The organism is Pseudomonas mendocina (assembly GCF_003008615.1).
GTDB classification, from domain to species: domain Bacteria; phylum Pseudomonadota; class Gammaproteobacteria; order Pseudomonadales; family Pseudomonadaceae; genus Aquipseudomonas; species Aquipseudomonas mendocina_C.
The window spans coordinates 4,581,643-4,598,475 of sequence record NZ_CP027657.1 but is presented as its reverse complement, the minus strand read 5'-3'; the positions used below and the strand labels follow the sequence as shown (position 1 = coordinate 4,598,475).

Below are 16,833 nucleotides of genomic sequence, written 5' to 3'. Positions count from 1 at the left end.
GCTCGAACTAAGGAAACTCTGATAAGCATTTCCTTGTATCTGAGCAGCCGCCAGCACAACGCTGGCAGCTTTCTCTCATGCCTCAGGCAACCAGTTGGTCGTTGTCCAGCATGCCCTGGATGACCTCCGCTGCATTTCCACCGGACAAAATGGTGTTTTCCAGGGTGATGGTCTGATCCACCGGTGCACCACTGCCTGCGCTGGCGATGTTGATCACCGTACTGCCCGGCTCGCTGACGAAGTCGAAGCTGAGGTACTGGGTCAACACATCGGCGCTCCCAGGATCAGTGACGCCCTGCAACAGTTGCGACAGATCCAGCTTGTCCTCGCCATTACCGAAGTCCTTGACGATGTCGTGATAGTTGCCACCACGATCATCGGCGTTCCACACGAAGGTGTCGTTGCCGGCACCACCAATGAGGATGTCGTTGCCCTTGCCGCCGATCAGGGTGTCATTGCCATCACCGCCCTCCAGACGATCATTGCCACCCAGACCATGGAGCGTATCGTTACCGCCCAACCCCAGCAGCACGTCACTGCCTTCGCTTCCCAACAAGGTGTCGTTGAGCGCTTCATGACCCATAACCACATTGGGCTGCACCGCGACGCTGGAGCCGATACCGACCACCAGGCGCGCCGTGCTGACGTCGCCATCAGGCTGGGTCAACTGGTAGGTGAAGACATCTTCCTTGCCTAGGTTGGCGTAGTCGGGATCCGGCGTGTAGGTGTAGGAGCCGTCGCTGTGCAACAGCAGGCTGCCCCACTGCCCGTCGATGGTTTTCGAGGTGCTCACGGCCACGAAGCTGCCGTTATCCAGCACGCTGAGCGTCGCCCCCTCACTACCCTTGCTATCCACCGCACCCCATGGATGGTCGCTGTAGAGGTAATTGTTGGCATCGGTCAGCACGTTGCCCGCTACCGCCGTGGCAGTGTCGACCAGCATCGCGGCTGCCACGGTGATCAGCGTGATGTTGTCCACCCGGACACGGAAGCTGCTGCTGTTGTTGGTGCGATCATTAACCTCGAAGTAAAGGCGATAAATACCCTCGCCCACGCTGTTGCTGGTGACAGTAGTCGAGTTACTGGATGCATGGGTGCCGCTCTGCACCGGCGTCCAGGCACTGCCGTTCTGCTTGTACAACGTCCAGGTGAACTGGTCTCCCGAGCCACTGCTACTGAAGTTGCTGATGCTGCCCAGATCGAAGGAGACCTTAGCCGTACTGCCCTCGGCCACTTCGAAGGTCGGTGTTGCAGCCTTGGTACTGACACCGGCGCTCCGATCGCTGTCGATGAGCTGAAGGGCATTGCCCTGCACGCTGACGCCATTGGACGAGTTGACAGCGGTAACACCCCACTTGCTGCCCACCACAGCCATCACATCGGCCTGCGGGATCACCGTGGTTTCATTGCCACTCACGTTGCCGTTGTCGGTGGTATCGAATATCCAGGGGTTGTAGTTGGGCCCGGACGAGGCAGGATTGCTGGTACTGGAAAAATCCGCCAGCACCTTGGTTACCGGGTCGGGCGTGACCCATTTCTGCCCAACGATGGCCTGGTTGTAGTTATCGTAGGCATAGACCTCGCTGCTGTCGGTAATGGTCAGCTTCAGGTCAGCGGACACTGCATCGCCATCCCGATCGATCAGGGTGTAGCGGATGGTATCCGTCACATCCTCGGCGACATCGCCGTTGAAGTTATAGGTGTAAGCCCCGGTGTCCAGGTTGACGCTGAACGAGCCACCACCTGCGGTGGTGAAGGTCAGCGTATGGCTCGTGGCATCGTAGGCAGCCGACTCGCTGGTGTACGTCACACCGTTGTGAGTGATCGCGGCAACCGGCTGCAGAGCCGGGCCATCGGCACCGAAGCCATTGCTGCCTTCGCTGATCAGGTTGCCGGAGATCACCGTACCCGTCACCGTGCCCTGCAGGGTGTCGTTGAGCTGGTTGAGGTTGGAGACCAGGATGCCATCGGTGTTGGCGCCCGCCTTGCCGTCATAGGCGATGGGGTTGAGCAGGGTCTTGTCGAGGTCACTGCCCAGCCCCATGCCCAGCGCATAGGACTTGATGCCCTTGGCCGTGAGGAAGGCGATCCAGTCCGCCTCCTCGCCCGCACCAATGCCATCGCCCAGTTCCGGGTTGTACTGGCTGCCACTGTTGTTGCTGCCCGGGTTGGCGTTGGACAGGGTTGGTTGACCATCGGAGAGGAAGTACGAAACGTTCTGTACCCCTGCGCCGGTGAGCTTGCCGGACGAATCGTAGGCATTCATCGCCTTGATCAGCGCATCGTCATAGTTGGTCGAGCCATTGCCGGCGTTGTTGGCCAGGTCGGTGAGCCAGGCCTTGGCATCGACGGCGGTCATCCAGACATTGCCCACAGCACTCGCGCTGTTGGAGAAGGTCACGATGCGCACCATCACGTCGCCGAGGTTGTCGTAGCTGTCGATAAGACGCTGCACGGCATCCTTGGCCAGCGCCAGCTTGCTGCTGAAACCACTGACACCCGACGGGGCATCGTCCATGCTGCCGGACAGATCCAGCACCACCATGAGGTTGGTGTGGATGCCTTGCGGTTCGCTGGCGGACTTGGCGATGTCATCGGGCGTGGCCGGCGAGTCGTCATCCACCGTGATGGTCAGGCTACCCGTGGCCGGAGCCGAAGGTGCAGCGGAATCCCAGACCTTGTAGGAGAAGGCCAGGTTCAGGTCGTTCTCGTCTGCCGTACCGGCAATGCTCGGTGCCGGATGATCGAGCGGTTTGAACAGCTTGAAGCTGTATTGCCCGGTATCCGAGTTGGTCAGGCTGAGAGTGAAGACCGGATTGCCACCGGTATCGAAGGCGTTCAGGGTCTTGCCATCGGCACTGAGCTGGTAATTAAGCGCAGAGCCTCCTGAGGACAGGCTGCCAAGCCCACTGGCATCCCAGGCGAAACCACCGAAGCTGTCCACCTGATAACCGAGCGCCCCACTGGCCGTGGTGGCTTCGCCAGGCAGGTCGTTGGGACCTCCGGCCAAGCCATGGGGCAAGCCATCCTCGTCGACGCTGCCGAAGGCCTGGCCACCGACCGGGTCATTGCCAGCAAGCGTGAGGGTCACGGTGGCCGTGGAAACGTCGCCATCGCCGTCAGTAATCTGATAGGTGAACACCTCCGTACCTGCGCTGGCACCACTGCCGGCGCTGTAGACCAGATTGCCATTGGTGTCGATGACCAGCGTACCGCCCTGACTGCCCTGGCCGATGATCTGTACCGGCGCGACGCTGGCCTTGCCATCGTTGCCAAAGCTGTCGTTGCCGGTGAGGTCGTTGATGTTGCCGACCACCTGATCGACTGCCGTACGTGAGACCTCACCGACGATCTCATCGTTGACCGCCATCGGTGCGTCATCACGGAAGCCCAGCACCTTACCCAGGTCGATACTGGACGAATCCTGATCGCCGTCTGCATCGGTGATGGTGGCCTGCAGCCCGATCTTGTCACTGCCCAGCAGGTGCAATTCATCCGGTTGGGCGGTGGGATGAAACACGGCCCTTAGCTGCGTCAGGGTCACCAGTCCTGCGGCATCGACGCTCAGGGTGAAGACCAGTTGGTTACCGTTTTCCGTACGGCCCTCCAGCACCGAGCCGTTGAACGCCAGCTTGACCGCTTCATCGCTCTCGGTATCGACCAGCCCGGAGTTCGGCGATTTGATCACCAGTGCGTAGACCAGAGAGCCTGGGCCGTCGGCACCATACTCGGCATTGAAGGCCGAGCTGAAGTTGCGGCTGACCGTTGCATCCGGCGTGCCCAGATAGGTCTCGTCCACCTGCAGCGGCATGCCCCAGGTCACGTTGGTGTTGACGTCGTTGTAGTCATAGTCGGGAGCGGCGGTGAGATCCTCCCAGTTCTGGTTCCCTGGTTCGCCGTTGTCCTGCAGATGCGAGCCGCCAGGGTTGAACTCGGCGCGGTCGAACAGCACGTTGGCACCGCCGGCACCGGTCAGTGGCACCCCGCCCAGCAAGGCCTGCCAGTTGCCATCGGCGTCCTGCTGGAAGATCAGTTCGGCGCCATTGCTCAAGGCAGCATTGGCGGCACCATTGGGGATGATGAAGAAGCCGACCTCACTCGGATCGAGCCCATCCAGATCGAAGGTGGTTCCCGCCGCCTGCGCCTTCACATCAGCCCAGATCACCTTGCCCACGGATGGATTACCGTCGGCATCTCGCGAGTAATAGCCATAGCTGTTGTGATAGCCAGCGTCGCTGCCGAGGAAGGTGGCCTGCGACTCGAAGCCCGGCTGCATGGCCTGAATGGTCGGGGTGTCGTCGTCGACAGTGACCACAAGCTTGCCCTCGGCGGTATCACCGTCACCGTCGGTCACGGTGTAGCCGATCTGCAGCGTGATGTCGTTTTCGTCCTGGCCAGTCGCGTGCATCAGGGGCTGATGCAATTCCAGCTCGTACTTGCCAAGCGCCGGGTCGGTCAGCACCACGGTCACCAGCGTACCGCGCGCGGCGCTGCTGATGGTCAGCGTTTTGCTGTCGGCATTCCAGGTCGAGGTGACGTTCTCAGTGCCCAATACGCTCGGCCCAGACAAGGAGATGCCACGCAGGCCATCGGAGCCGGCGTCGAATACCAGCGTGCCAGAGACCGTGGTGTTCGTCCCCGTTACATCGCCCTCACCACCGTTGATGCCATTGGGCAGACCTTCATCGTCCAGCGCGTAGGCGGCATTGGTGATGCCTGCGGAGGGGCCATCGTCCTCGAAACCGACTACCTTGCCCAGATCCAGACTGGCACTGTGAGAATCGCCATCCTTGTCATAGACGGTCACACCGAGTTTCAACACGCCGTCTTTGATCAACGCCAGTTCGTCATGGTTGCTGGTATTGCCATGGGCGATGGCCTCGTATTGCACGAGGGTCACACTGCCACTGCCGGCATTGACGCTGACCTTGAATACCGTGACGCCGTTGGCCACACCCAGCACGTTGCCGTCGGCATCCTTGTACAGGCGAATATCACCACCTGCGGTAGCATCCAGCCCGGAGTCCACGCCGTCCTGGCTCAGATTCAACTCGTAACGAGTACGCGACGTGTCCTGGCCATCCGAACCTGCATCCACCGTGAGCTTGAACAGATCCTTGCCGTCGATGCTGGCATAGCCGAGCACATCGCCATGGCCTTGCTCATCGTTCGGCGCGACCTGGCCATTCTCGTTCTGGCTGGAACCTGTGGTTCCCAGCGATTCGTCGACATACAGCTTGGTGCCATGCTGCAGCTCGAACTTGGTGATTTTCGGGCCGTCGTCCTCGAAGCCGACCACCTTGCCCAGATCCAGGCTGGCGCTCTGCGGGTCGCCGTCCTTGTCATAGACGGTCACGTTCAGTTTCAGCACGCCATCCCTGAGCAGCGCCAGCTCGTCATGGCTGCTGGTGTCGCCATGAGCGATGGCCTTGTACTGCACCAGGGTCACGCTACCGTCAGCGGCATTGACGCTGATCTTGAACACCGTAACGCCATTGGCTTTACCCAGAATGCTGCCATCGGCTTCCTTGTACAGCAGGATGTCGCCGCCGGCCGTGGCATTCAGCCCGGAGTCCACACCATTGCTGGCAAGACTCAGGGAGAAGCGGGTACGGCCGCTGTCCAAGCCATCCGAACCACCATCGGCGATCAGCTTGAACAGATTCTCGCCGTCGATCCGGGCGTAACCCAGCACATTGCCGTGGCCCTGCTCGTCATTCGGTGCAGCCTGGCCGGGTTCATTCTGGTTGGAACCAGCAGAACCAACCGACTCATCGACATATAGCTTGACGCTGTGGCCCAGCTCGAACTTGATGATTTTCGGGCCGTCGTCCTGGAAGGAGAAGTAGGACGAATTGCCGCCGGCAAGCTCGACCTTCGCGGTACGGGTCACCGCGTCACCATCACCATCGACACGGGTGACCTGATACTGCAGCTGCAGCGAGCCCTGATGTTTGATCAGCAGATCGACCGCCTCGTCGAAACGCTGATCGTTGTCCGGATGACGGATCGCTTCGAACAGCGTGGTCTGCAGTTGCGGCTGACCATCGACAGTGACGATGGCGATGGTGAAGACCGTATCGCCAGTGGCATCGACACCCCTGACCACCTGGCTGTTGGCCGGGTCGACGAACAGGCGGATGGCACCGCCATCGGTGGCCGACAAGCTAGTGGCCAACCCTTGGGGCGGCACTCCGGAGAAGCTCAGCTTACCGTTGAGCGAAGCCTCGCCATCCGCCCCGGCTGCCCCCCCGATGGTGAACAGCGAGGTCAGGCCACCCGCAAGCTGAGTGGTGACCTTGGCCAACGCGCCATTGTCGTCGTTCACGTAGCCCTGACTCTGGTTATCGTTGGCAGCGTAGCGATCCTGATTGCCACGGGTTTCGTCCAACGCTACTTCCAGCTGAGCCAGCGCCTGCGTATTGACCCCGAGACTCAGGGTCGGCACATCGTCCTCGATATTGATCACGAACAGGCCGCCAACACCTTCGGGGATGTTCAGCGGATCGCCGTCGCCATCGGTGATGTCCAGCAGGTGAGTGAAGTCGATGCCGATCTGGCCAGCGCTCGACCACAGCTCACTGTCATTGCCGTCGGCCTGCGGATGGTCGATCGGCCCTTGCAGGGTGAAAGTGAAACTGCCATCGGCATTGATCACCAGGCTGAATACCGGATAGCCACCAACGTCCGCGGCAGCCGTAGCGGTCAGCGTGGTGCTGAGCAGATTGCCGTCGTCATCGAAGCTTTCGCTGACCGTATAGACCAGCGGCTTATCGCCGGAGGTCAGCCCCTGCTCGTTCAGCTGCGAAGCAACCGTGGCGCTGTCTACCAGACCGAAACTACCGGGCCCGTCGGCACCGAAGGCCACTAGCGAGGCCAGCGTGCCGGCACCGCCAGCCGTGCTGATGACCAGCGTCTGCCCAGACTCCTGATTACCGACATTGGGGGCCATCAGCTTGTCTTCATGCACCGTGCCACCGATGGCAGGCGGCGTCTTGGCCGTCCAGGTGGCCTGGATATTGACGTCGTTGTAGTCGTTGTCGCTGTTGCCGTTGTTGACGTCTTCCCAGTTCTGGTTGCCGGGCGCGGCGTTATCCTCGACATGGGGTTTGCCATTGGGATTCAGCGCCGGGTTGTCGAAGATCACCGGCGCGCCACCGCCACCATTAAGTGCGCTGCCGCCGACAAAGGCCTGCCACTGGCCATCGACCAGTTGGAAGGTAACCTCAGTACCGTTACTGACACCATTGAAGGCGCCGTTGGGGATGATGAAGAAGCCGACGCTATCCGGATCGAGCCCTTCCAGCGTGGTGGTGGTGCCAACTCCAAGGAAACGCGTATTGCTCCAGATGATCTCTCCACTGGCCGGCGTACCGTCTGCGTTCTTGATGTAATAGCCGTAGCTATTGAACATCGACGCATCACCGCCCTTGTAGGTCAGGGTCAGGCTGTAGTCCGGCTCGCTGACGACCAATTCCGGCACGTCATCCTGGACATTGATGACGAACAGGCCAGTGGTGCCCTCCGGCAGTTGCAGGCGGTCGCCGTCGCCATCGGTGGCGGTGAACAGCTGGGTGAAGTCGATGCCGAACGCCCCGTCGTTGGCCCACAGCTCACCGTCGTTGCCGTCGGCAACCGGGTGATCGATCGGCCCCTGCAACGTGAAGCTGAAACTGCCATCGGCATTCACCACCAGAGTGAACACCGGGTAATTGCCCAGACTGTCAGCGGAAACTGCAGTCAGCGTGGTGCTGACCAGTTTGCCGTCGACGCGGGTTTCAACCACGTCATAGACCAGACTTTCCCCGCCCGAGGTGAGCCCCTGAGCATTGAGCAGCCCTGTCGCAGTACCGCTTTCGACCAATCCAAAGGCCCCCGGGCCATCGGCTCCGAAGGAAACCAGTGAACTCAGATTACCGGCGCCACCTTCGGTGCTGACAACCAGCGTCTGCGTACCGCCATCCGGGTTGCCCGCGTTCGGACTGGTCAACAGATCCTCGTGCACGGTGCCGCCCAGAGCAGGCTGCTGCGGATCGATCGTCTTGAGAATCGGCACGTCATCTTCCACGTCGATGACGAAGCTGCCAGGCGGGAAACCTGCGGCAATCGGGTCGCCATCGCCATCGGTGGCCACCAATACACCAGAGAAATCCAGCGCCTGGTTGTTGTCGCCCAGGGTTTCCGAGTCGATACCGCTCGGATCCTCGTGATCCAGAGCCCCCTTGAGGGTGAACAGGTAGCTACCATCGGTGCCGACCTGCAGGGTGAAGACCGGAGTGCCACCCTCACCCGCGCTGGCGGTCAATGTGGTGCCGTCCGCCGACACGGCGTAGAACAGCGCCACACCACCGGAGGTCAAGCCGAGCGCCTGCAAACCGGACAGCGCGCCGGGCTCCTGGCTCAGGTGGAAACCACCGCGACCATCGGCGCCGAAGTTGACCAGCGCATCCAGCGTGCGCGGCCCGCCTTCGGCGGTCAGGGTTTGTTGCGGTTCACTACCGGGTTCGGCATTGCCGCTACCCAACGCATCTTCATGCACCAGGCCACCGACCACCGGCTGTTGCGGGTTGGGCTGGGCTGGCAGCGGCACATCATCCTGAATATTGATGACGAACAGGCCTTTCGCACCTTCGGGCAGTCGCAGCGGATCACCGTCACCATCGGTGGCGGTGAACAGTTGAGTGAAGTCGATACCGATACCGCCCTTCGACGACCACAGTTCGCTGTCGTCACCATCGGCGCGCGGATGATCGATCGGCCCCTGCAACTCGAAGCTGAAACTGCCATTGGCATTCACCACCAGCGTGAATACCGGGTAACCGCCCACGCCCTCGGCCGCCGTGGCGGTCAGCGTGGTACTGAGCAAATTGCCGCTGTCATCGAAACTCTCGCTGACCGTATAGACCAGCGCCTGGCCACCCGACTTGACGCCCTGAGCGGCAAGCTCGGCAGTCACTGCGGTACTGTCTGCCAAGCCGAATGCACCGGGGCCGTCAGCACCGAACTTGACGAGTGCCATGAGGCTGCCGGCACCGCCATCGGTGCTGATCACCAGACGCTGGCCAGCTTCCGGGTTGCCTTGATTCGGCGCTTCCAGTTGATCCTCGTGCACGGTGCCGCCGACCGGTGCCTTGGTCGTCCAGGTGGCCTGGATGTTGACGTCGTTGTAATCGTTGTCGCCACCGGCGTTGACGTCTTCCCAGTTCTGGTTGCCCGGAGCGCCGTTGTCCTCGACATGGGATTTGCCGTCGGGATTGAGCGTCGGATTGTCGAATATGACATTGGCGCCGCCCTCGCCGACCAAAGGCGTATCGCCAATGAAGGCTTGCCACTGGCCATCCACCAGTTGGAAGGTCACTTCGGCGCCATTGGCGATCTCGTTGGCCGCGCCATTGGGAATGATGAAGAACCCCACCTCGCTAGGATCGAGCCCGTGCAAGGTCACCGAATCACCATCACTGAGAGCGGAGGTATTGTTCCAGACGATCTGGCCACTGACCGGAAGCCCATCCGCCCCCTTGATGTAGTAGCCATAGCTGTTGCCGTAGCCAGCATCACCTCCTTGATAGGTCAGAGTCAGGCTGTTGTCGATGCCATCGTCGACCAGCACCGGCACGTCATCCTCGACATCGATCACGAAGCTGCCGGCGTTGAAACCGCCCGGTACCGCGTCACCATCGTAGTCGGTGGCGATCAGCAGTTTGGAGAAATCCAGCGCCAGGCTAACGTCGCCTAGTCGCTCGGAATCGTCACCATCGGCACGTGGGTGATCGATCGGCCCCAGCAGGGTGAATACGTAGCCACCATCGGGGTTCACCTGCAGGGTGAAGATCGGAGTGCCTCCTGCCTCGGTTATGGCCGTCAGGGTCGTGCCATCCGTGGAGACGGAATAAACGAGTTTATCGCCGCCAGACTTGAGCCCCAGCGCCTGTAGATCGGCCAACGCGTCAGGGTTCGTGCTCAATTGGAAGCCACCACGACCGTCAGCGCCGAAGTTGACCAGCGCATCCAGGGTGCCGGGGTCGCCGATGATCTGGGTCTTCTGCTCCGGAATGCTGCCAGGCTCGGCATTGCCACTGCCCAGGGCGTCTTCGTTGACCACTTCCCTGATGAACGGACGCTCCTCACCACCTGCCAGCGCAGGGCTGTCATCGTCCACCAGAATACTCAGGCTGCCGCTGGCTGGCGTGCCGTTGCCATCTGTGATGGTGTAGTTGAACAGGTAGAGGATGTCGTTTTCGTCGCTGCCACCAAGCGGCGGAGCCGCATGGTCGAGTGGCGCGAACAGTTCGAACTGGTAGGCACCGGTTGTCAGGTTGGTGACCTGAGCGACGAACACAACCGTTTCTCCGGCGTAAGCAGTGAGGGTCAGGCCATTCGCGCTCACCTGGTAGGTCAGCGGCGTGCCGCCCGAGCTGATGTCCATATCCGCCAATCCAGCGGTCGACCAGGTGAAACTGCCCGGCCCATCGGGGCCAAAACTGTAGCCGAGCAAACCAGTGACGACCGTCGCCTCGCCATCCAGATCGTTCACCCCACCGACGATACCGTCCGGCAAGCCATCTTCGTCGACCGTGTTCGAGGCAGTGCCGCCCGTGGGAATGCCATCCACTTCAGGGTCGGCGGTAGCGATTGGCAGAGCCTCTGGAAATTCCGGCCCTCCTGGCAACCCTGCAGTGGGGAAGCCGATCACCGGGTCGAGTGCCCCGCCTACCTCGCTGAGCAGCACGAACGAGTGGCCACCGCCTGCGCCGCCGGCGCCACCCGCACCAGCCCCGGGGCCAGCCGCCGTGGCCTCACCTTGCTGGGTCGGGTCATCGCCCGCTTCGATGGCAGCCTGCAGACGCTCGACATCGGTGAGGTCGTCATCACTGGGGGCAGTCGGTGGGGTTTCGACGACCGGAGCCTGAGACTCGCCACGATCCGCGATCATCTGCGTATCGAGGCTGATACTGCTGTCCCGACCCAGGGTCAGTTGCTGCCCGTTGGTCATGGCCACCGCAACCGCACCAGAAACTCCGGTGACCAGTTGCTCGCCCGCATAGACCCGATCACCTTCGCTGATTGGCCGGCGCGATCCGTCGCTCGCTACTGCGAACACCTCGCCGACAACCTGACTGACGACACCAATTAGAGTAGCCATGATTCCATCCTCACTACAGCTGCCGACCACCGCCGACACGTACCTAGCAAAAGGGTCAGAACACCTTTTCGCAGCCGAGGAGAGAATCAAGACAACTGATTGAAATGGAACGGCGCAAAATCCCAAAAACGCTACCGACAAAAAAATGTCACCACAGCATGCGTCGAACTACTCCATCAGATGAATCCCCGCCCTTTCGATGCCTGACTACCCATTTCAGCCGTGCAAGCCACAAGGAATGAGGACTTGCGCAGCTCATAGGCTCAAACAATGTGCTGCTTTTCGCAGACTTCATAAGATTTTTTCTGAATATGGCTTGTGAAAAAATCTTCTTAGCTTCTCAAAAAGTTGTTCTTAGCTGTGATGTTACAAGCCTGAAACGGTTTGATAGGCAAAAGAGCCATTTTTTTGGCGACACGATAAGAACATCAGTAAGGAGAAACGCCAATGCGCACACTCAACATCCTGTGGAGCGCCATGCTTTTGGCGACGGTTTGCAGTCAGGTGCAGGCCATGAACTTGACGGAGGCTATCCAAAGCACGCTGGATAACCACCCTGAGATCCATGCGGCTGCCAACAGCCGTCTTGCGTCGGACGAAGACGTGAAGTTCGCCAAAGGCGGTTATCTACCCACCGTCGATCTGTTGGTGGGCTATGGCCGCGAGCGCACGGACAGCCCCAGCACCCGTGCTCTGGGCGATCACAACAAAGAGACCCTGAATTACCGTGATGCCGAGCTACGCCTACGGCAGATGCTGTTCGACGGTTTCAACACGCCCAACGAAGTGGCGCGTACGCAAGCGGTGGTCAACTCCCGCGCTTATCGCCTGCTGGGTACCTCCGAAAGCCTGGCACTGCGCACCGTCGAGGTGTATCTCGACGTGCTGATGCGCCGTGAAATGGTCACCCTGGCACGCAACAACCTGCAGGCTCACCAGCGCATCAACGATCAGATCGGCATGCGCAACCGTCAGGGCGTCGGCAGCACGGCGGATCTGGATCAATCCGAGGCCCGTCTGGCCCTGGCGCAGAACAACCTCTACACCGAAGAGGTCAACCTGGCCGACGCCGAAGCCAACTTCTTCAGCGCGGTCGGCCGCCTGCCGGATCAGCTGGAGTCGCCCGCCTCGGTCAAGGGCAACATGCCGGCCGACCTGCTCGCTGCCCGCCAGACCGTGATGGATAACAACCCCTTCCTGAAATCCGCGCAGGCCGACGTCAACGCGGCCGAGAAGCAGTACGAGGTCGCCAAGTCACCCTTCTACCCGCGCTTCGACCTGGAGCTGGCCACCAATGCCAACGACAACGTGCAGGGGGACGAGGGCCACTACAACACGTGGCGAGCCGCGGTGGTGATGAACTACAACCTGTTCAATGGCATGCGCGACAAGGCCCGCCTGCAGTCAGCCGCACACCAGATCAACGAATCGATGGACATCCGCAACAACGCCCTGCGCGTGCTCAACGAGAACCTCTCGCTGGCCTGGAACGCCATGGAAAACGCACGCCTGCAAACACCCAAGGCACGTGACTACGCCGACTACACCTCAAGGGTTCGCGAGGCCTATCAGCAGCAGTTCAGCCTGGGCCAACGCACCCTGCTCGACCTGCTCGACAGTGAAAACGAACTGTTCACCGCCAACCGCCGCTACACCGAGGTTCGTTACGGCGAAGAGTTCTCGATGTACCGCGTCGTTGCTGCGATGGGTGATCTGCTGCGCCAGCAACAGGTCGTCGCCCCGGCGGAAGCGGTAGCCCTCTCCGAAGTGAAGAGCGAAGCACGCTTGCCGGACATGAAGTAGTCGCGGCTCAAGGGCTCACGCGAATGCACGTGGGCCCGATGCGCAGCAGACCTTGTACAGCCAGGTCTCGCGAGCTAGAGCCAGGCAAGGCGAAATCGGGCGAAGAACAGACTGGGCTCGCACTCGAGTTTACGTGCTGTAAATGAGCGTCCTGAGCCCGATCTAAACGCAGCATGGCCGACGCGCAGCAGACCTTGCACAAGCTCTGAGGAGTAGTAGAAATTGACCACCATGGAACGGCCAGGGCCGGCCAGCGATCCACGTCTCAGCCATGACGACCCGTTGCTCGATGGCCTGTTGATCCTGTGCAGGTTGCATGGCTGCTCCGCCAGCCGCGGCAGCCTGAGCGCAGGGCTGCCTCTGCCGGCGCAGCGTCTTAGCCCCGACCTGCTGGCCCGCGCCGCCGCCCGGGCAGGGTTGCAAGGACGCTTGCTGCAACGTGATCTGGCCAGCATCTCACCGCTCAACCTGCCGGTACTGCTGCTGCTCAAGGACGGCCGCAGCGCCGTGCTGCGCCAGTGGGGGCCTAAACAGCAGGCACAGATCCTGCCCTGCGAAACGGATGGCGGCGAGCAATGGGTCAGCCGCGAACAACTGGCCGCCGAGTACAGCGGCCAGGCCTTCTTCGCTCGCCCACGGCATGAGCTGGAGGAAGCTCGTACGCCACTGGTACCACGCATCGAAGCCTGGTTTCGCGACACCCTCAAACTGTCGCGCTGGCTGTATACCGATGCCGTGCTCGCCAGCCTGCTGATCAACCTGTTGGCTCTGATGGTGCCGCTGTTCGTGATGCAGACCTACGACCGCGTGGTACCCAACCAGGCCACTTCGACACTCTGGGTGCTGGCCGTGGGTCTGCTGATCGGCACAAGCTTCGAACTGCTGCTGAAAGTGCTGCGCGCCCACCTGCTGGACACCGCCGGCAAAAAGACCGACGTGGTGCTCTCCGCCACCCTGTTCGAGCGCATCACCGGCATGTCGATGAAGGCACGGCCGGCGACCATCGGCGGTTTCGCCCAGAGCATCCACGATTTCCAGGGGCTGCGCGACTTCCTCACTGCGGTCACCCTGACCAGCCTGATCGACCTGCCCTTCTCCCTGCTGATGCTGCTGGTGATCGGCCTGATCGGTGGGCCGCTGGTGTTCATCCCCCTGCTGGCCTTCCCCATTACCGCGCTGTTCGCCTACATCATCCAGGTGCGCCTGCGCGACACGGTGCAGAAGAGTCTGCAACTCGGCTCGCAGCGCCAGGCGCTGCTGATCGAAACCCTCGGAGGCCTGGAAACCCTCAAAGCCTGCGGCGCGGAGAGCGAACGTCAGCATCAGTGGGAGCAAACCCACGGCGCCCTCACCCGCCTGGACGGCCATGCAAAATTCCTCGCCTCACTGGCCACCAACGGCACTCTGTTCCTGCAACAGTTCGCCGGCATGACCACCATCGTCGCCGGGGTCTACCTGATCATCGCCGGCAACCTCAGCGTCGGTGCGCTGGTGGCCTGCTACATGCTCGGCAGTCGCATTCTCGCGCCGCTGGGGCAAATCGCCGGCCTGATCACCCGTTACCAGCAGGCGCGCCTGACCATGACCAGCACCGACGCGCTGATGGCCTTGCCGCAGGAGCGCCAGGACAAGCAGCGGCCGCTGGATCGTACCCAGCTCAAGGGCGCCCTCGACATCCGTCAGATCAGCTTCACCTACCCTGGCCAAAGCGCGCCGGCGCTGAACAACGTCAGCCTGCGCCTAGGTGCGGGCGAGCGCCTCGGTATCATCGGCCGCAGCGGTTCGGGCAAGAGCACCTTGGCGCGGCTGCTGATGGCCTTCTACAGCGCCGACGAAGGACAGATTCTGCTCGACAACCTCGACCTGCGTCAGCTCGACGTCGCCGACCTGCGCCACCAGATCGGCTACGTCGCCCACGACCTACCGCTGCTGGCCGGCAGCCTGCGCGACAACCTCACCCTCGGTGCCCGCTACATCAACGATGCGCGCATGCTCGAAGTCGCCGAACTGACTGGCGTGGTCGACCTGGCGCGGCAACATCCACAGGGCTTTGACCGCCCGGTGGGCGAGCGCGGCCAACTGCTTTCCGGCGGCCAGCGTCAGGCCGTGCTGCTGGCCCGCGCACTACTGCTCGACCCGCCGATCCTGGTACTCGACGAGCCCACCAGCGCCATGGACAACACCAGCGAAGACCTGCTGCGCCAGCGTCTGCACCCATGGGTGCAGGGCAAGACGCTGATCCTGATCACCCATCGCGCCTCCATGCTCAGCCTGGTGGATCGCCTGGCCGTGCTGGACAACGGCCATGTGGTGGCGGACGGGCCGAAAGAATCCGTGATCGAAGCCTTGCGCAAGGGCCGTGTCGGCCCGGCCAGCCTGTAGGAGCGAAGCCTGATGCAATTGACCCAGAGCCTCGGCAATTACTTCGGCAGCCTGCGCGAGAAACGCCAGGACACCGAATTCATGCCGGAAGTGGAAGGCGCCATTCTGGAAGACTCGCCCTGGCTCAGCCGCATCACGGTGTGGGCGGTTAGCGCCTGCCTGCTCGCTGCGCTGGGCTGGGCGCACTTCGCCGTGCTGGAGGAGGTCACCACGGGTGAAGGCAAGGCCATCCCCTCGAGCAAGGTGCAGGTGATTCAGAACCTGGAGGGCGGCATCGTCAGCGAGATCTTCGTCCGTGAAGGCCAGGTGGTGGACAAGGGCGATACGCTGCTGAGGCTGGATGACACCCGCTTCCTGTCCAATCGCGGTGAAACCGAGGCTGACCGCCTGGCACTGGTCGCTCGTCTGGAACGGCTCGGCGCGGAAGCTGAAGGACGCGAGCCGAAACTACCCGAAGAGGTTACCCAGAGCGCACCTCGGTTGGCAGAAGACGAGTTGGCCCTGTATCGCTCACGCCAACAGCGCCTCAAGAGCGAGCAACGCACCCTAGGCGAGCAACTGCGGCAGAAGGAACAGGAACTCGCAGAATTCCGCTCCAAGGCACAGCAGTACCGCTCCAGCCTGGGCCTTCTGCAGCAGGAACTGAACATGTCACAACCATTGGTAGCCTCCGGCGCCATCTCCGAGGTCGAAGTACTGCGCCTGCGCCGTAGCGTTGTGGAACTGCGTGGTTCGCTGGAAGCCACCAACCTGGCCATTCCCCGTGCCGAAGCGGCGATGAGCGAAATCAAGAGCAAGATGGAAGAGTCCGAACTGGGCTTTCGCTCGGATGCCTTCAAGGAGCTCAACGAAGTGCGCACCGAGCTGCAGAAGATCACCGCCACCAGCGTCGCCATTCAGGACAAGGTGACCCGCACCACCGTGACCTCGCCCGTGCGCGGGGTGATCAAGCAACTCAAGGTCAACACCATCGGCGGCGTGGTACAGCCTGGCAGCGACATGCTGGAAATCGTGCCGCTGGACGACAGCCTGCTGATCGAGGCCAAGGTCAGGCCGCAGGACGTGGCCTTCCTGCACCCGGGCCAGAAGGCCATGGTCAAGTTCACCGCCTACGACTACACCATCTACGGCGGCCTCAAGGCCAACCTGGAGCTGATCAGCGCCGACACCATCACCGACGAGGAAGGCAACAGCTTCTACCTGATTCAGGTGCGCACGGACAAAAGCCACCTGGGCAGCGAAGAGCATCCGTTGCTGATCATCCCCGGCATGGTCGCCACGGTGGACATCATCACCGGCGAGAAGAGCGTGCTGGCCTACCTGCTCAAACCCGTGCTCAAGGCTCGTTCGGAAGCCATGCGCGAACGTTGAAGCGGTTGCAGCCGGGCCAACGCAAACCGTAGGGTGCGCCATGCGCACCAGACCCAAAACCGACACCGTGAAAATCGTCAGCCCTGGTGCGCGCAGCGCACCCTACCTATCAATGCCTCGTGCTGTAGGGTGCA

Annotated in this window: 4 protein-coding genes; 3 read left to right on the top strand and 1 reads right to left on the bottom strand. The window is 61.7% G+C overall.

Annotated features, from left to right (window positions below):
* Window positions 1-82 precede the first annotated feature (82 nt).
* A complete protein-coding gene (locus tag C7A17_RS21235) occupies window positions 83-11,143 on the bottom strand; it encodes a retention module-containing protein (protein WP_106740173.1) in 11,061 nt (3,686 codons plus the stop codon).
* A 447-nt stretch (window positions 11,144-11,590) separates the two neighbouring features.
* Here C7A17_RS21235 and C7A17_RS21230 point away from each other — a divergent pair, with 447 nt between their 5' ends.
* From C7A17_RS21230 to C7A17_RS21220, 3 genes are all read left to right on the top strand, one after another.
* The gene (locus tag C7A17_RS21230) at window positions 11,591-12,946 is read left to right on the top strand and encodes a TolC family outer membrane protein (protein ID WP_106740170.1); all 1,356 of its coding nucleotides are present in this window, start codon (window positions 11,591-11,593) and stop codon (window positions 12,944-12,946) included.
* 231 nt (window positions 12,947-13,177) lie between these two features.
* Window positions 13,178-15,328 carry a type I secretion system permease/ATPase gene (locus C7A17_RS21225; protein ID WP_106743086.1) on the top strand — a complete coding sequence of 717 codons (2,151 nt, stop codon included), beginning with the start codon at window positions 13,178-13,180 and terminating at the stop codon, window positions 15,326-15,328.
* A gap of 12 nt (window positions 15,329-15,340) precedes the next feature.
* Window positions 15,341-16,699 carry an HlyD family type I secretion periplasmic adaptor subunit gene (locus C7A17_RS21220; RefSeq protein ID WP_106740167.1) on the top strand — a complete coding sequence of 453 codons (1,359 nt, stop codon included), beginning with the start codon at window positions 15,341-15,343 and terminating at the stop codon, window positions 16,697-16,699.
* Window positions 16,700-16,833 lie beyond the last annotated feature (134 nt).